Source organism: Gordonia sp. B8661-1, from assembly GCF_059427765.1.
In genome coordinates, this window is sequence record NZ_JCAHRL010000007.1 from 45,978 (window position 1) to 62,925 (window position 16,948).

Annotated in this window: 16 protein-coding genes; 6 read left to right on the forward strand and 10 right to left on the reverse strand. The window is 67.0% G+C overall.

All coding sequences use genetic code 11. From position 1 onward, the window contains the following. Positions 1 to 89: 89 nt before the first annotated feature. On the forward strand, positions 90 to 722 hold the full coding sequence (locus AC4JJG_RS15130) for a TetR/AcrR family transcriptional regulator (RefSeq protein ID WP_495398622.1): 633 nt from the start codon (positions 90 to 92) through the stop codon (positions 720 to 722). Here the strand turns inward: AC4JJG_RS15130 and AC4JJG_RS15135 are convergent. Further along, positions 704 to 1,603 (reverse strand): oxidoreductase, encoded by a 900-nt coding sequence (locus AC4JJG_RS15135; RefSeq protein ID WP_495399586.1) that lies wholly within the window; start codon positions 1,601 to 1,603, stop codon positions 704 to 706. The genes AC4JJG_RS15130 and AC4JJG_RS15135 overlap by 19 nt on opposite strands. Positions 1,604 to 1,638: 35 nt before the next feature. Beyond that, a complete protein-coding gene (locus AC4JJG_RS15140) occupies positions 1,639 to 1,914 on the reverse strand; it encodes a helix-turn-helix domain-containing protein (RefSeq protein ID WP_495398621.1) in 276 nt (91 codons plus the stop codon). Positions 1,915 to 1,997: 83 nt separating this feature from the next. On the opposite strand from AC4JJG_RS15140, the gene map reads away from it, so the two are divergent. Further along, the gene (gene map / locus AC4JJG_RS15145; RefSeq protein WP_495398620.1) at positions 1,998 to 2,765 is read left to right on the forward strand and encodes a type I methionyl aminopeptidase; all 768 of its coding nucleotides are present in this window, start codon (positions 1,998 to 2,000) and stop codon (positions 2,763 to 2,765) included. A 37-nt stretch (positions 2,766 to 2,802) separates the two neighbouring features. Here map and AC4JJG_RS15150 read toward each other — a convergent pair whose 3' ends face one another. Next, the gene (locus AC4JJG_RS15150) at positions 2,803 to 4,176 is read right to left on the reverse strand and encodes a styrene monooxygenase/indole monooxygenase family protein (protein WP_495398619.1); all 1,374 of its coding nucleotides are present in this window, start codon (positions 4,174 to 4,176) and stop codon (positions 2,803 to 2,805) included. Positions 4,177 to 4,285: 109 nt separating this feature from the next. Here AC4JJG_RS15150 and AC4JJG_RS15155 point away from each other — a divergent pair, with 109 nt between their 5' ends. The 4 genes from AC4JJG_RS15155 (at position 4,286) to AC4JJG_RS15170 (ending at position 10,175) form a co-directional block, all read left to right on the forward strand. Further along, positions 4,286 to 6,439, forward strand: coding sequence for an acyltransferase family protein (locus AC4JJG_RS15155; RefSeq protein WP_495398618.1), 2,154 nt, complete (start codon positions 4,286 to 4,288; stop codon positions 6,437 to 6,439). Between the two features lie 94 nt (positions 6,440 to 6,533). Continuing rightward, positions 6,534 to 7,772 carry an acyltransferase gene (locus tag AC4JJG_RS15160; protein ID WP_495398617.1) on the forward strand — a complete coding sequence of 413 codons (1,239 nt, stop codon included), beginning with the start codon at positions 6,534 to 6,536 and terminating at the stop codon, positions 7,770 to 7,772. A 127-nt stretch (positions 7,773 to 7,899) separates the two neighbouring features. Next, positions 7,900 to 9,807, forward strand: coding sequence for a glycosyltransferase family 2 protein (locus tag AC4JJG_RS15165; RefSeq protein ID WP_495398616.1), 1,908 nt, complete (start codon positions 7,900 to 7,902; stop codon positions 9,805 to 9,807). Then, a complete protein-coding gene (locus AC4JJG_RS15170; RefSeq protein WP_495398615.1) occupies positions 9,720 to 10,175 on the forward strand; it encodes an STAS domain-containing protein in 456 nt (151 codons plus the stop codon). Before AC4JJG_RS15165 ends, AC4JJG_RS15170 begins: the two co-directional genes overlap by 88 nt. Here the strand turns inward: AC4JJG_RS15170 and AC4JJG_RS15175 are convergent, their stop codons facing one another. From AC4JJG_RS15175 to AC4JJG_RS15205, 7 genes are all read right to left on the reverse strand, one after another. Further along, on the reverse strand, positions 10,176 to 11,018 hold the full coding sequence (locus tag AC4JJG_RS15175; protein ID WP_495398614.1) for a glycoside hydrolase family 26 protein: 843 nt from the start codon (positions 11,016 to 11,018) through the stop codon (positions 10,176 to 10,178). Then, entirely contained in the window at positions 11,015 to 12,568 is a 1,554-nt protein-coding gene (locus AC4JJG_RS15180; RefSeq protein ID WP_495398613.1) for a class I adenylate-forming enzyme family protein, read from the reverse strand. The genes AC4JJG_RS15175 and AC4JJG_RS15180 overlap by 4 nt, the downstream gene beginning before the upstream one ends. After that, complete coding sequence (locus AC4JJG_RS15185; protein WP_495398612.1) at positions 12,565 to 13,317, reverse strand: glycosyltransferase family 2 protein; 753 nt, start codon at positions 13,315 to 13,317, stop codon at positions 12,565 to 12,567. The genes AC4JJG_RS15180 and AC4JJG_RS15185 overlap by 4 nt, the downstream gene beginning before the upstream one ends. Continuing rightward, positions 13,314 to 14,354: an NAD-dependent epimerase/dehydratase family protein gene (locus tag AC4JJG_RS15190; RefSeq protein ID WP_495398611.1), complete on the reverse strand. Its 1,041-nt coding sequence runs from the start codon at positions 14,352 to 14,354 to the stop codon at positions 13,314 to 13,316. Before AC4JJG_RS15190 ends, AC4JJG_RS15185 begins: the two co-directional genes overlap by 4 nt. Further along, a complete protein-coding gene (locus tag AC4JJG_RS15195; RefSeq protein ID WP_495398610.1) occupies positions 14,351 to 15,205 on the reverse strand; it encodes a hypothetical protein in 855 nt (284 codons plus the stop codon). Before AC4JJG_RS15195 ends, AC4JJG_RS15190 begins: the two co-directional genes overlap by 4 nt. Beyond that, on the reverse strand, positions 15,202 to 16,239 hold the full coding sequence (locus AC4JJG_RS15200; protein WP_495398609.1) for a 3-oxoacyl-ACP synthase III family protein: 1,038 nt from the start codon (positions 16,237 to 16,239) through the stop codon (positions 15,202 to 15,204). The genes AC4JJG_RS15195 and AC4JJG_RS15200 overlap by 4 nt, the downstream gene beginning before the upstream one ends. A gap of 65 nt (positions 16,240 to 16,304) precedes the next feature. Continuing rightward, positions 16,305 to 16,901: a SanA/YdcF family protein gene (locus AC4JJG_RS15205; RefSeq protein WP_495398608.1), complete on the reverse strand. Its 597-nt coding sequence runs from the start codon at positions 16,899 to 16,901 to the stop codon at positions 16,305 to 16,307. Positions 16,902 to 16,948: the final 47 nt, after the last annotated feature.

Below are 16,948 nucleotides of genomic sequence, written 5' to 3' on the forward strand. Positions count from 1 at the left end.
CGTCAAGAAAAATCTTGACAGTCGTCTGAAAAATACGGACGGTCTAGACTCGTGAGATGTCAACGAGCGGGCGAAAGGAGGGGGCCGGGGTGCAGACCGTAACCCGCGGTGGCCGGCGCAGCGTGGCCGACAAGTTCGACGCGCGACGCACCGAACTCGCCGTTGCCACCCTGCATACGCTCGCCGAACTCGGTTACGCACGCACCAGCCTGCGCGAAATCGCCCAGAACTCCGAATACTCACATGGCGTGCTGCACTACTACTTCTCCGACAAACTCGACCTGATCACGCATGCGGTACGGCAGTACGAAGCCGTCTGCGTGACGCGCTACGACGAGGTCGTCGCGCAGGCACAGAGTGCCGGAGAGTTGCGAGACATGTTCTCCGACACCTTCTTCGAGACGCTCGTCGGCGACACCGCATTGCATCGACTCTGGTACGACCTCCGCAACCAGAGCCTGTTCGATGAGTCCTTTCGCGACGACGTGATGGAGATCGACACCAACCGCGAGGCGATGATCTGGCGGGTCGTCTCCCGTTTCGCCGAGCTGAGTGATCAACCGATGACCGTGGACTCCGCCACTGCCTACGTCACCGTCGACGGACTGTTCCAGCGCGGCCTGATGCAGCACATCGCAGGCCACAGCGAACTTCTCACCGGACTGCGGGAGCAGTTGCGCGCCGCATTCGAGGTGTTCATCACTCAGCCCGGGAAGCCGTAGTCGACTCCGGTCAGCTCGACCCCTGTGTCCCACAATCTCTTTCCGAGAACCGGATCGAAGGTGCGCGGCGCGGGCAGGATCAGTTCGGGTGGACCCGCCAGCCCTCTGCGGCCCACCGGACCGAAGTACTGCCCGCCGATCACCGACGGATCGGTGGCGGCCCGCAGACTCGGGAGTGCCCCCTCCGGGCCGTCCATGATGAAGGTGCGACGAATCCATCGCAGCGACGGTGTGGTGAAAAGCCAACTGAGAAGCCGGTTCTGATTCCGCATCACTCCACTGTGCGTGGCGCCGGGATGAGCCATCACCGAGATCACCCGGGCTGGCTGTCCGGTCAATCGGCGCTGCAGTTCGACACCCCAGACCATCTGCGCGAGCTTCGCCCGCGCGTAGGCCTTCGCCGGATGGAATGATCGCTCCATCGCCAGGTCGCCGAAGTCGACCTCACCGGCCCGGTGCACCGTGCTGCCGACGGTCACCACCCGCGCCGCATCCGCCTCGCACAGCTGCTCGATCAGCAGTCCGGTCAACGCGAAGTGTCCGAGAAAGCTTGTGCCGAAGTCCATCTCGAAACCGTCGGCGGTCAGTTCACGCTGTCCCGCCATCACCCCGGCATTGTTCACCAGGACATCGACGCGCGGATGGTCGCGCCGGATCGCGTCCGCGGCCCGGTGTACCGATGCCAGTTCCGCCAGGTCGAGCCGCACCACGTCGAGCTGCGCTCCGGGGACGCTCCGCGCGATGTCGTCCCGTGCCGATTCCGCCGACCGGGTGTTCCGGCACGCGAGCACCACCCCCGCACCCAGACGGGCGAGATGCCGGGCCGTCTCCAGCCCCACACCCGAATTCGCACCGGTGACCACGGCTGTCCGGCCGGCCATCGACGGTGCGTCGTCGGCCGACCATCCCTTCCTCGTCACGAGGCCCGGACACCGGTGTCGGAGGCCTCTTTCCCGCGCCAGGTGCCGGCGAGATCGTCGAGGGGAACGTCGAGCGCGCCCGCCAACCCGACCACCGTGCCGAATGCGGGGGACGGCATGCGCCCGGACTCGATCTTGCGCAGGGTCTCCGGGGAGATCCCCGCGCACCGCGCCACATCGTCGAGCGTGCGGGTTCCGCGGCGTTCACGCAGCAGCGCACCCAAACGGCGTCCCGCTGCGATCTGCTCGGGAGACAAGGGCAATCGGACCATGCCACAAACGTAGTGGACGAGGTGGTATTTTCATACCTGACCGGTATAGAAATACCGGTCGACGAAGGACCGGAGGAACACACGTGGTCGAGATCAAGACACCGGCCGAGATCGACAACATGGCAGTGACCGGGGCGTTCCTGGCGGACGTCCTCGACGACCTGTCGGAACGCGCGGCCGTCGGCGTCGACGTTCTGGACCTCGAAGACCGCGCACGGACGATGCTGACGGAGCGCGGAGCCCTCTCCTGCTATTGGGACTACTCACCGTCGTTCGGACGAGGGCCGTTCCGGAACGTCATCTGTCTGTCGGTGAACGACGCCGTACTGCACGGATTGCCCACCGATCACGTGCTCGCCGACGGCGACGTGCTGACCATGGACATCGCGGTGTCCATCGACGGATGGGTCGCGGACACCGCGCGGACCATCATCGTGGGCACTGCCGCCCCGGAGGACGAGCGGCTCGTGCGAGCCACCCGCGTCGCACTCGACCGGGCGATCGCGGCGGCACAGCCGGGTGGCCGCCTCGGCGACATCTCCTTCGCAATCGGTTCCGTCGCAGACGAATTCGGATATCCCGTCAATCTGGAGTATGGCGGACACGGCCTCGGCCGCACGATGCACGAAGACCCGCACGTCCCCAACCGGGGACGTGCGGGTCGAGGAATGCGCCTGGTTCCCGGGCTCACCCTGGCGCTCGAACCGTGGTTCGCACGCACCACCGACCGGATCGTGCACGACCCCGACCGGTGGACGTTACGGTCCGCCGACGGGTCGAACGCCGCCCACTCCGAGCACACCATCGCGATCACCGAGGCGGGTCCCCGCGTTCTGACCGTTCGCGCGTAGCGGCTCTCCACGTCCGAGCTATCGGCATATCGACAGATCAGCCGGCCACAGCACCCGCGGGCTCGGCTGCCGAGGTGAAGCTTCCGGCCGGGGTGAAGCGTCCCAGCACATCCTCCGCGGGTTCGCCGGCGACCGCACCGATGAAGGCCAGCACGTCCTCGCGGGTCTTCAGGGTCAACAGCGGATTCGGGTCCGACAGCAAGCCGAACAGGGCCGACGCGATGTCGGTGTTCACGGCCGCGGCAGGGAAGGCCAGCTCCAGATGCGTGGCGTACTCGGGATCGCCCAGGAAGAGTCGGGTGACCTCCACCGAGGCGTGGCCGCGGCGTTCCCAGTGCTTCTCGAACTGATCGGCCAGCCACTGCGAGGTGAACGGGCCGTCATGGGCCGCGGCCGCCTTCACCAGCTCCGCGGTCTGGATCAGCGTGTTCGCGGCCCCCTGTCCGGCCACCGGGTCGACCGCGATGGCGGTGTCACCGAGCGCTGCCACCGGATGACCGCCACGCGTCGTGGCGACGGCCTGCCGCACCGTCGGGGTGACCGCACCCTTGAGCCACGACACCGGATCCGACTCGATCACCTGCAGCTTCTCGATGACCGGGGCGTCTTCGGGGAAGTACTCGGTGAAGATGTCGAGAATCGTCTGTCGTGCCGATGCCGCGTCGGTGACGTCGTCGAGCTTGGGCGCCCAGGCGCCATCGAGCTTCGCGAAGACGATGAACGACCAGGTCGCGCCCGCATCCTTGTGCAGGAACGGCCCGCCGTAGATCTCGCCGTTCTCCCCGTCGAGGTTGAAGAACGACTGCGATCCACCGTCACGGTTGCGGTAGGCGAAGGAATCCGGCCCGTGATCGACGCCCTGCAGCGTCACCTGCAGCAGCTTGCGCTGCGGGCTTCGATAGGCCGAGCGCGACTCGTCGACCGGGAACAGCGCCGACAATCCGCCCTTGCCGGTGGCCACCAGCGTCAGATCATGCGATGCGGCGATCTCGTCGAGACTTTCCGGATCGACCTGGCCGACCACGAATCGCCCACCCCGTTCCTCGAAGCGCGCGAGGCGATCGTCGGCGCGCAGCCGCAGATCGACGGATTGGGCGCCATAGCCGAAGTCGGGGTTGAACTCGAGCACGTCGGCGCGCTCATCACCGCTGCCCGATTTGAGGCGCGCGCTGATACCGGTGGAGGTCCCGATCTCGTAGAGATCCTCGATGATCTCCGCATCCCATTCCCGCGGCTTGCCGAAGAGCACGCCGACGCCGGTCGGAGGAACCTTGTCGCGCAACGATTCCCGATCCCGGTCGCTGTACAGCGTGACGTCGAAGCCCGCGTCGACGAAGCCCAGCGCCGCACTGGCACCACCGATGCCCGCACCGATGATCGCGACCGACCGCTGCTGTCCCTGATCTGCCATATCCCCTGCTTTCCCGATCAGGCAAACCCCCGACCGTTGTGTCCGTCCGGCCGTCGGCCGGTACTTCGGGGAGCCAGCGTGCCGCCGACGGACGGATCGCAGAAGGGTTATGTGCCACGTGCACATATTTAGCGTCCAAGTACGATCGCAGCCTGTGAACCCGACTGTCTCCACCGCCGCCACCGGGGCCACGTCGGGTTACCGCCACGATCTCGACGGCCTGCGCGGCATCGCCATCGCCCTGGTCGCGATCTTCCATGTGTGGTTCGGCCGGGTGTCCGGCGGCGTCGACGTCTTCCTCACGCTGTCGGGCTACTTCTTCGTCGCATCGCTGCTCAAACATGTCCTGGCGACGCGATCCCCCGAGGTCGGATGGCGGACGGCCATCGACCCGTGGCCCCGCCTGTCACGCCTCCTGCGTCGCCTGCTGCCCGCACTGCTGCTCGTCCTCGCGGTGTGCACGGCCCTGATCGCGCTGATCATGCCGAAGACCCGCTGGGGTCAGCTCGCCTCCGAGGTACAGGCCAGCGCGCTGTATTACCAGAACTGGCACCTGGCGTTCGAATCCCAGGACTATCAGGCCGCCGATTCGGCGAACAGCCCGCTGCAGCACCTGTGGTCGATGTCGATGCAGGGACAGTTCTTCCTGCTGACCCTGCTGTGTGCGCTCGCGCTCGGTGGCCTGCTCAAGTTGCTCGCAGGCAGTATCGAGGCGCTCCGACGGCCGTCGGTGATCCGCATGATCGTCGGTGGTTCGCTGCTGGCCGTGACCCTGGTGTCCTTCGCGTGGGCGAATTACCGGCACGGGGTCAATCAGCCGTTCAATTACTACGACACGGTGGCCCGGTTGTGGGAGCCGCTCGCCGGTGGCCTGCTCGCGGTCTGGATGCCGCGCGTTCCCCTCCGCGCGTGGCTCCGCAACCTCCTCGGACTGCTCGCTCTCGGGCTCATCATCTCGTGCGGCTGGTGGATCGAAGGTGTCCAGGAGTATCCCGGTGCGCTCGCCCTGGTCCCGGTGGGCGCAACCCTGCTGCTCATCTGGACGGGTGCGGCCGCCAGCGCACCCGCCGACACCGGCCCCGGACTCGTCAGCCGCGTCCTCGCACACCCGCGACTGGTCTGGCTGGGTTCCATCGCCTACGCCCTGTACCTGTGGCACTGGCCGCTGCTGATCTTCTACCTGGCCTGGCGCTACCAGGACGACGTGAACTGGTTCGAGGGCACGATCATCCTCGCGGTCTCGGTCGTCCTCGCCTGGATCACCACCCGGTTCGTCGAGACACCGCTGCGTGCGGGCCGCGGCGCCACCGCCTCGCGCCCACATCGCCGCGCGCTCGTCGCCTCCATCGTCGTCGCGACCCTGGTCGCCGGCGGCACCGTCGGCATCTGGCAGTACCGGGCGGCCACGGCAACGGTGAACACCGAGAACCTCGATCCGCGGTTGTATCCGGGAGCGCGGGCCTTCCTCGACAACGCGCCGGTGCCGAAGGTCGACCCGCAGCCCAGTCCCGAGGTGGTCGACAAGGACTGGCCGATCACCTCCTACGACTCGATCATCAGCGGCTGGAAGGACCCGTCGATCAAGGTCGGCGTCTACGGCGACAAGAACGCCGCCCGCACGATCGCCCTCGTCGGCGGCTCCCATGCCGAGTACTGGATCACCGCGCTCGACGACATCGGCAAACGGCGCGGATTCAAGGTCACGACCTATCTCAAGGTGGGTTGTGCGCTCACCACCAGCCACGTGTTCGTCTGGTTCGGGCAGAAGTACTACCAGTGCAACGACTGGTCACGACGCGTCATGGACCGCCTGGCCGTCGACAAACCCGACGTGGTGTTCACCAACTCGACACGGCCGGTGGAGGGCAAGGGCACCGGGGACTTCGTGCCGGTCGACTATCAGGAGATCTTCGCGCAGTTCCGGGAGCGTGACCAGAAGGTGATCGCGGTCCGTGACAATCCGTGGGCGCACGGCCAGCGCAAACCGCCGGAATGTCTGGCCGAGGGCAAGAAACCCCACGTATGCGGCGTGAAACAGGACCTGTCACTGGCACCGACCGATCCCGCCGCCGCCATCGCCGACCGGTTCCCCAACATGACGTTCCTCGACTACACGGAGGCCATGTGCCGGGACGGCTACTGTCCGGCAGTGGTCGGGAACATCCTCGTCTGGCACGACTATCACCACCTGTCGGCGACCTTCGTGCGCAGCCTGATCCCGGCCGTCGAGGCCGACCTGCAGCGTGCCCTTCGCTGGTGGTGAGCGAGACGTGGTCACACCGGTCGTCTCAGGCTGCCCCAAGGTTCGGCTGCTATCTTGTTTCGGACCCGACGACCGGAATGACTGACACGCACGTATGACCACGATCACATCGGATCGACGCGGCGGCACATCGGAATCCGCGCTCACCGCCACCGCGCCGGCATCGTCGGCGGCCGCTCGCGGCCCCGTCCGTCGCGCATACCTGCATCATCTCGATCTGATCCGGATGACCACGTTCTCCTTGGTCATCTTCGTGCACTGCCTCACCATGACCACCGACGAATTCGGTAGCGTCGCGGTGAATTCGACGTCGCTGCTCATGCACGTCACACGTAACATGTTCTTCGCGCTCACCGGCTTCGTCTTGATGTACCAGAACTTCGACAAGTCGAACTTCGACACGATCGGCTTCTGGCGCAAGCGAATCGGGCTGGTGATCTGGCCATACCTCGCGTGGTCGTTCATCTACTGGGTGGTTCAGGCGATGTGGGCCAACGGACGTCTGATGGACGTGCCGATGAACCTCGACGAGTTCTTCCACCTCGCGATCTGGGGACTGTCGGGGTTCCAGATGTACTTCCTGTTCGTCATGCTGCAGGTGTATCTGCTGTTCCCCCTTGTCCTTTGGCTCATCCGGGCGACGGCAGGACATCATGCCGCGCTGCTCGCGGTGAGTCTCGTCGCGCAACTCGGCATCACCCTGACGATCACGTACTGGCAGCCGTCCCCGCCGATCGCCGAGTACTGGTGGCACCACTACGCGACCTTCGTTCCCTACCAGTTCTCGATCCTGTACGGCGCCGTCGCCGCGGTGCACCGTGAGGCGATCGGAAAGTGGTTGCGCGGCAAGGGATGGCTGCTGTTCGGCGCACTGCTGGTGACCGGCTCGATCGCGGTCGGCAGTTACCTGGCAGGTATTCACTGGGCCGGAAAGCCGGTGCACGACAACAACTCCGCGTTCTTCCCCACCCTGCTGCCCTTCCTGGTCGTCGCGATCGCCTGCCTGTATGCCGCCGCGCTGCGATGGGGCGAGGACTGGCGGACGTACACCCCGCGTTTCGCACGCGTCGTCAGCTATGCCTCGAATCGATCGTTCAGCGTCTTCCTCGTGCACGTGATGGTGCTGTTCTTCCTGCTGCGGCCGCAGTCCGGCGACCGCCCCTGGCTGGTTGCCTCCCTGGGGCAGCCGTGGGGCACGCTCGTCACCTACGTGCTGACCCTCGCCGGGTCGTTGCTGATCGTGGAGATCCTGCGCCGCCTGCCCGGTTCCAAGTACCTGACCGGGCGTGAACGTCTGCCCGTCAGACTACCGTTTCGCCGTGTCACGACCTGATTAGTCCACTCGTGTGAACCCGTTCGCCGACCCTTGTAACGAATCGGACTCCCCGGTAGACATAACCCCCAACTAGACCATTGGCGGGGGGCCAATTCCGGGGGGAACGATGACAGCAGGGCGCCTGGTGACTGCACGCGTATTCGCGCTCGCGGTGGCCGTCTTCGGATTGGCGTATATCGGTTGGCGCTGGTCGGACTCCATCAACTGGGCGGCCTGGTGGATCGCAATACCGCTGGTGATCGCCGAAACGTACAGCCTGAGCGAGTCCGTGCTGTTCGCCTTCCTCTCCTGGCGGGCCCGGCGACGTCCGCCGCCACCCGAACCCCGCCCGGACATCAGCGTCGACGTGTTCATCACGACCTACAACGAGCCCCTCGACATGGTGCTCACCACCGCCGTCGCGGCACGCGACATGCGCTATCCCCACAACACGTGGATTCTCGACGACGGGGACCGGCCCGAATTCCGCGCGGCCGCCGAACGCATCGGCGTCGGCTACCTCGATCGGGGCCCGGACTGGGATGGTCACTCACGGTTCGCGAAGGCCGGCAACATCAACAACGCGCTGTTCCGGACGTCCGGCGAACTCATCGCCATTCTCGACGCCGACCAGATTCCGGACCCCGCCTTCCTCGAACACACCATCGGCTACTTCGATGACGAGTCGGTGGCGTTCGTCCAGACGCCGCAGCACTTCTGGAATCTCCCCGACAACGATCCCCTCGGTTGCCGCGCGGATCTCTTCTACGGCCCGATCCAGCAGGGCAAGGACGGCTGGGACGCCGCCTTCTTCTGTGGCTCCAACGCGGTGCTGCGGCGCGAGGCTTTGATGACCCTGGGCGTACGGCGGTACGCGCACGATGCCTCGGGTGAGCTGCGTTCCCGCCTTCGCGACGCCCGGATCCTGCTGTCCGACAAGGCCCGCAACGCACCGAAGGCGGGCAAGGTGGCCTGGCGCGAAGCACTCGACGTGGTGGCCGCCGCCGACCGGCACGCGCGCCGGGGCGAGGTGCTCTCCGACATCAGCATCGACCTGCGACGACGCTTCGACGAGATCGCCGCGCACTATCGCCTGTGGTCCTGCGACGTGGAAACCCTGGAGTCGATCGCCGAGTCCGTCGAGGTGTCGCGTATCGATCAGGCACTCGCCATCCACCCCGTCGACATCTCCACGGTCACCGAGGACATGGCGACCGCGATGCACCTGCACGGCGATGGCTGGCGCAGCGTCTACCATCACGAAGTCCTGGTGAACGGTCTTGCGCCGGAAGACCTTCGGACGATGCTCGGACAGCGGCGGCGCTGGGCAGCCGGCACCATGCAGGTGTTCTTCACGCGCAATCCGCTGTTCGTCCGCGGTTTGTCGCTGCCCCAGCGCATCATGTACCTCTCGACGATGACCTCCTACCTCAGCGGATTCTCCGCCGTGGTGTATATCGTCGCGCCCCTGGTCTTCCTGACGTCCGGGGTCTTCCCCGTCGACGCGGAGCCGCTCGAGTTCGCCCTGCGCTTCCTGCCGTTCTTCGTAGCCTGCCAGGTCCTGCAGCTCGTGACCGGGCACGGCAGCCGCGGGCTATGGCGCGGCCAGCAGTACGCCTTCGCACTGTTCCCGACGTGGATCGCCGCAACGCTGTCCGCCGCCGGGGCCGCATTCTTCGGTCGGTCCCTCGAGTTCTCCGTGACCCCCAAGGATCGCACCGCCGACGCACGCGCCGACTATTCGCCGGTTCGACTCCAGATCCTCGTGATGGCCGCACTCGCGGCCGCGGCCGTGTACGGGGTGTACCGGGCTCTCTCGGGCCACGCACCGGCGGCCCCCACCTACGTCTCCCTGATCTGGGTGGCCATCGACATCGCGCTCCTGAGCGTGGTCGTCCAGGCCGCCCGGTATCGCGGATATGCCCCCACTCCGCCTGCCACCACCACGATCATCGAGGAGGAACGTTGCCCGGTTCCCTTGTCGCTCTCCCCGACTCCGACGCCGTCGTCACACTCACCGCTCGTGCCCGGCTCGACGGCACCTCCGCGCTGACCGCCGATGTCGCACGGGTGGCCACGGAAGCCACCGAGCTGATCCTCCTCGACGGCTCCGAGGTCGAATACGCCACCGCGGCCGGTATGGCCGAACTCATCCATGCGCTGCGCAAGGCGCGACGGCATCGGTCCGACCTCCGGGTCTTCGGCGCGTCGGCACCACTGCATGACGTCCACACCGAGCTGGATCTGCATCGGGTCATCCCGCTCTACAGCGATCGCGTGTCCGCGATGTCACGGAACCGGCTTATTCTGCAGCGCAACGTTTCCCGTGAACGACCGCGATCCACTGCGATCCAACCGGCTCGCGCCGCGGTGACGGTCGGGCCGTGGCGCGCGATGATGCCGGTGCGCGCATACGCGTGATCACCGGCCGACGACGGACCGGAACGCCTCGGCACTCTCGTCGTTCGAGTCGAAGCGCCAGTCGCGTTCCTTGTCGACCTGGAACCAGATGAATCCGGCGATCCCGGGGCCGTCCACGAGCTCGGCAAACGCATTGAGCCAGTGCGCTTTCCGCGTCGGATCCGGATCGTCGGCGCATCCCACCTCGGTGATCAGCACCGACGATCGGCCCGTCAGATCGGCCAGACGGGCCAGCGACGAACCGAAGACATCGGCCGGCTCGGTCCACCGGTGGCCGTCGATGTCTCCCCAGTTGTAGCCGTCGATCCCGACGACGTCGACCTGATCGTCCCCCGGATACGCGTCCTCGAAACCGGCGACCCCACCTGCGATGATGTTCGGCGCCCAGACGAACACGACGTCATCGCCACCGGCCGAACGGATACGAGACCGCATGTGGCACCAGGCATCTCGATAGTCCCGGGCGGTGTTCCCGTTGACACCGACCGCCCACGGATACCAATCACCGTTCATCTCGTGGGCGAACCGGACGAGCACCGGGCCCCCGAACTCCGCGAATGCGGCCCCCCAGCGGTCGAGATCATCGTCGTGGTCGCCGTCGGCGATACGCCGCAGTGCGTAATCGGGCTGTGCCACACCGTCGCCCGGCCGCCACGGCTCCACGCTGACCATCGGCGTCGCACCGGAGTCACGTATCAGTGCCCACTCGGATACGGGCGCCGGCTCGCCCAGTGCGACGAATCGGTGAATCCATCGGGGTGCGGAATGCGCGGTCGCCGCGAGTCGATCGATTGCGGCCGAATCGAGTTCGGGCAGAAATGCACCCCACCGGACGTCACTCATCGCCGTAGCTCCGTCGACAGCATCGCCCTATCCGGCTTCCGGGTCCGCCCCGAACGTGGGATGGCCGACACCTCGACGATCCGGTCCGGTTGTGCGGCACGGTCGATGAGATCGTCCAGCGCGGCCCGAACACGACCTATCGCTGCAGGATCGTCGACGACCAATGCCAGTATCACCTCGGGTTCACCGATTATCTCCGGATCACCGGGGGCACCGTCCGCGCCACCCACACCCACCAGGGCACACTCTCGGACACCGTCGATGGCCGAGATCAACGGCTCGTAGAGTCCGGGGTAGATATTCGTGGCACCACGGATGATCATGTCCTTGCTGCGGCCGATCAGGGCGAGACCGTGTCCGGTGTCGACGGCCAGGTCGCCGGTGGCGACCTCGTCCACGGTGGTCACCGTGCCGTCGACGGGCGACAGATATCCGGCGCACAGCGCGGCGCCGGAGACATGAAGTTCGCCGTCGTCGACGCGGATACCGACGCCGGTGACGATGCTGCCCAGCGGATCTCCCGGTCCGGTCCACCCGAGCTTGTCCGTTCCCGTGGCGACGGCGATGGGCACCAGTTCGGTCATGCCGTAGATCGCGTAGAGGTCGGCGGCCGGAAGTGCATTGCGCACCAAGCTCGCCAGCCCGGGCGTCACCGGTGCACCGCCGCACAGGACGGCACTCAATGCGGGCGGGGGCGCGGACAATCGATCGAGAACATCAGGAAGTTCACCGGGCACGACGAAGGCGTGGGTGATATCGCTGCGGCCGTTCAGGATTCGCGCCATCGACGCCGGTCCGGCATGGGTGGACAGTCCCAGGCGCGGCAACACCCAGCGTGCACCGGCGAGCAACGTGGGGAGGCCGATCATCGCCTGATCGGTCAGCACCACCGCGGTCGGGTCGATATGCAGGGCTTCGGCGCCCGCGTGGAAGCCGGCGAACAAGGATTCCTGGGTGTGCACCACTCCGCGCGGAGTGGTCGTGGTACCCGAGGTGAAAACCACCAGGGCCTCGCCGGGTAGCGGTTGTGCCGTGGACTCGCCGACTGGAACGAGAGCGTGTCCGGTGCCGACGTCGTGCGTTGAGACCGATGTGCGCGGAACCCCGGGAAGCCGGGGCCCGGATCGGATATGGGCTAGATCGAGCGATGCGAGGTGGGGCAGCGTGAGTCCGGCGCGTCGGGCGAGCGCACCGATCGGGCCACAGGCGCCTGCCGCGTAGACCAGCGACTCGACGGCTGCGACGCTCGGACGGGCACACCGGACCCGGGAATCGAACAGGGCCGGACTCATCCCGGGATCGGCGAACACGATGGAACCACCGGTGGCCAGTGCCCCGGCCAGGAAGATCATCGAGTCCGGCGCGGGCCGGATCGAGAACAGCATCCGGTGCCCCGGGCCGAATCCACTGTGCTCCAAGGTCCGCGCGACCCGGCGGATTCGCGCGCCGACCTCCCGGTAGGTGTGCACGTCACGTCCCGAGAGCTCGATGGCCGGACGGTCGGCGTATCTATCGCACGCATCCAGGAGAGCATCGGTCAACGGGGTCAACGGATATCCACCACCTCGGGACGGTAGCGATGGTCGGCGTACCACCCCAGCGTTCGGATCACACCCCACGCACGGGCCCGCCGGGCCGACACCCGTACGCGCACGTCGCGTCGGGTGGCGTACTCGGTGGTGATGGTGCGGACCGCGTTGACCAGCGCACGGTCCTCGTGCAGATCTTCGATGCGGGTGCGCGGGAATCCTCCACTGCGTTCGTACAATTCGGCGGTGATCGCCATGTTGCAGCCGGCCGTCATCATGTACGGACCGAGATACTGCGGGCCACGGTTGCCCGGTCGCAGCTTGCCGAACCAGGCGGCCACCTCCACCAGGCTCAACAGGAATCCGGCGGTGATCCGGGAGTAGTCCTCGTCGGGCCGGGGCAGCATCTGACCGGCGATCAATCGGACGCCGTCGTCGAATCCACGCCGGACGGAACGGATCCAGTCCCGCTCCGGAATGCAGTCCGCGTCGGTACGCGCGAGGTGAGTCGCCCCCTGCGAGATCGCGTACCGCATACCGGTGTCCGCTGCTGCACCGGTGCCCTTCTCCTCCTCGACGATCACCGTGATCGACATCATCGGATGCGCCCGGGCGAAGTTCCGCACCAGTTCGGTCGTCAGATCGGTGGACGCGTTGTCCGCCACCACGATCCGGAAGTCGTCGTCGTCCTGGGCAGCGAGTCCGTCCAGGACGCCGGAGATCCAGTCCTCCTCGTTGTAAGCCGGGACCACCACCCACAGGCCGGTCATCGCTTAGCCGCCAAGGCCGCTGTTCCGCCGATCGATTCGACCCACTCACGCATCGCGACGATCCCGTCGTCGCGGGAAATCGTCGGTTCGAAGCCCAGGTCGCGTCGAGCGGCGCCGATGTCATAGGTGGTGGAACGGGTCAGGAGCGCAACGGTATACGGCGACACCGGCGGTGTGCGGTCGCCGGCGAGCACCGGCAGGCGCCAGACGACATCCGCGACTCGCGCGACGGCGGCGATCACCCCGGCGGGGATCCGTGGACCGGGAGCAGGCAGCTTGAAGATCATAGCCATCTCCCGGATCGTCGGCCAGATGTCCACGGGCTCGGCGTCGGTGACGAAATACGCACGGCCGTCGACGATCTCCGCCGGAGCGTCCAGTGCGGACACCGACACATCGACGCAGTGATCGATGTAGCAGAGCGACGACCACACCGGATGCCCCGGATCGAGGTTCGGGAGGCGGCCGTGGGCGAGCCGGTCGAGCAGCGTGGCGATCGGTCCTCGGCGGTCTCCCGGTCCCCACACGGCTCGCGGTCGGAGCGCGCAGCGGACCATCGCCGAATCATGGTGTAGAACAGCCTGTTCGGCAGCGGCTTTCGTGGCGGAGTAGTGGTTCACGAAATGATCCGGGTACGGCGCGGATTCGTCGATGTCGAGGCGATCACCGTCGCCCGGCGCCATGAACGCGCTCGGCGAGGAGACGAACACGAAGCGCTCCACCTCGGCGGCGGCCGCGGAATCGAGGAGGGCCGAAGTGCCGTCCAGGTTCACCGCGCGATACGGATCGAGCGGTCCGGCATCGCCGAGATGAGCGGCGGCGTGGCAGATCGTCGTGACACCCCGTACCGCCGGGGTGAGCGTGTCGGGGTCGGTGAGGTCACCGACAACCAGTTCCGCTCCCGCCGAATCCAATTCGCGGGCGGTCGTCGCGGACGGATCCCTAATCAGCACCCGCACCGACCGCCCGTCGGCGAGGAGACGACGCGCGACCGCTCCGCCGACGAACCCGGTGGCGCCGGTGACCAGGATCGTCATCCGGCCCCCAACGACACGTTCACGGCCACGGCCTCCGGCCCACCGCCGGCTGCGAGCAGCGTCACCCGATCGGCACCCGCCGCACGGGCCGCCAGCAGGGCCGTGATCGGACCCGCCGTATGCGTATCGACATCCGAACGGAAAACCCTCTGTGCACCAGGGATTGTGACGCCATCGGGTAGGGCGGCGGCGATGTCCGGCAGAGGGTCAACGCGCCCGAGCACGTCGTCGACGAGGGCCTGCAACAACTCCGGCGGTGTCGGCGTCACCGTGATGCTGCGGCGGCCCGCGGCGCCCACTTCCGGAATCATGGCGTATCCCACCGGGGCGCCGTCGCCGGAGGATGCCGCACCGCGTAGCGGTCCGATGCCGTGCCCGCCGGTGCCGAGGATCATGGCCGCACCGACGGGCGCATAGGGGAAGTCCGGCGATCGGTCGGCGTGGTCGCCTCCCGGATGTGCGTCTGACGCGGTGATGAGAACCGTCGACGCCTCGGTGGCCAGAAGGGCAGAACCCACCGAGATCGCCACCGGCACACCGCATGCGCCGTTCATCAGGTCGAAGGAGTACATCCGATGATCGCCGCGAGCGTAGTCGAGGCCGATCCCCATCCGCTTCTGGATGAGGGCGGCGACCGCGGGTTCGACGATGTTGTCGTCGCGGTACACCCCGACGTGGATCAGAACGTCGACGGCACCTCCGTCCAGTCCCGCATCAGTCAGGGCGGCGGCCCCGGCACGTGCGGCCAGGTCGATGGCGGACGAGCCGTCACGAACCGTGGCCAGTCCACGGACCGTCACCGCGTCGACGGCAGGACCGGTCGCGCTGCGCATGATCTCCGGCGCGGTCATCGCTGCACCAGCCCCGTCATCGTGGTGGACACGAAGCCGCCGACGACCCCGCTGGCCGCGGGCACCAGCAACACCCGCGAACCCGGCGGAATCCCCTTGTCCCGCAGGTACTGCGCGAGCACCAGCAGGTGCGAGGTGGATGCGGTGTTGGCGTGGTCGGCGAGGATGTTCAGGTGTGGCGGCATCGGTGTGTCGAATTCACGTTCGGCGATCGTCTGGACGAAGGCGATCCCCGGCGCACTCACCTGGTGGTGGACCATCACGTCGTAATTCTCGTCGGCGAAGGTACTGCCGCGCGCATCCAGGAAATCCCGGTGATGATCCATCCACAGCAGGTACCGGGATTCGTTGTGCATCGTGCGATTGTCGGTGTACAGCGCGACTCCCGGACGCTGATCGCTCGGCATGCCCAGGCAGGCCTCGGCGAACTCGGCTGCGGTGAACAACTCGATGTACTCGATCCGGTCGCCCGGATCGGTCGACTCGTCGAGAATCGCGGCACTCGCCGCGTCACCGACGGTCAGCGACGCGAATTGCGGATCGTAGGGCAGGGAGATCTCGGCGATCGCGGTCTCCGAGATCGGAGTGATGTCCTCGCCGCTCACCACCAGTCCGCGCCGCGCGGTGCCCGCCCGGATCATCGCGTCGAGGATCTTGATGCCGGTCAGCACTCCCGCGCAGGCGTTGGTGACATCGAAGTGCAGCGCCGACGACGCCCCGATCTCCTGACAGATCCGCAGCGCCAATGACGGTTCGAGGGTGAAACAGCCGGGCTCCACGGTCCGGGTGATCGAACAGGAGATGACGACGTCCAGGTCGGCCGCGCCGTACGCCGACCCGTCGAGCGCATCCCGGGCGGCGCGGACCGCGAGATCCAGGGAGGACGTGCCGGCGACGTGCCGGTTGGCGATACCGGTGATGGCCTCGATGTCGAGCGAGACCTCGTCCGGGAGCCGGTCCAGCAATTCGGCCGTGGACACCGTGCGTTCCGGCACGTACGCACCGATCGATTCGATCCGGGAGAACTGGTTCATGCGCTCAAAGTAGCCGGTCGGGACACCGGATCCGTGAGTAAATTCCCTCGATCGGACGACCGCTACTACTCACCCCCGCCGACGATCACACCCAGCAGTGCCCGGGGATTGGCCAGTAGGTTCTCCCGCAGATGATTGCGCAGGATCGTCGCCGACGGACAGTCGCACTCCGCACGCACGCCCGTGGCATCGACGCCTGCGGCGCGGCACAGCGCGATCGCCCGCCCGAGATGGAAATCCTGGGTCACCAGGACCGCGGTCCGTACGTGCCGGTCGCGCACACCGGCACAGGTGGCAGCGGTATCGATACCCGCCCCGTCATCGACGATCGCCGACGTGGGCACCCCGCGGGCCTCGAGATACGCACGCATCACCGCGGGCTCGTCGCCGGCCGTCGCAGAACCGTTCCCGGAGTTGATGATTCGATCAACGCGCCCGGTCCGGTAGAGCGCGAGGGCGGTGTCCAGACGACCACGCACGGGATCGCCCGGCTCCCCGTCGCGCACCAGCGACCCGAACACCACCACCGTCGAATGCGCGGGTACCGCACCGGCATCCAGCGAGCGGCCGGCCGCGGACGCGTACACCCAGGTGGCGGCAACCGTGATCACCAGCTCGACGATGACAAGCCCGATCACCACCACGCGCGACACCGGATGCACCGTCCCACGGTACGACCTGAACGGACAGGTGAACGTGGTCCTTTCGA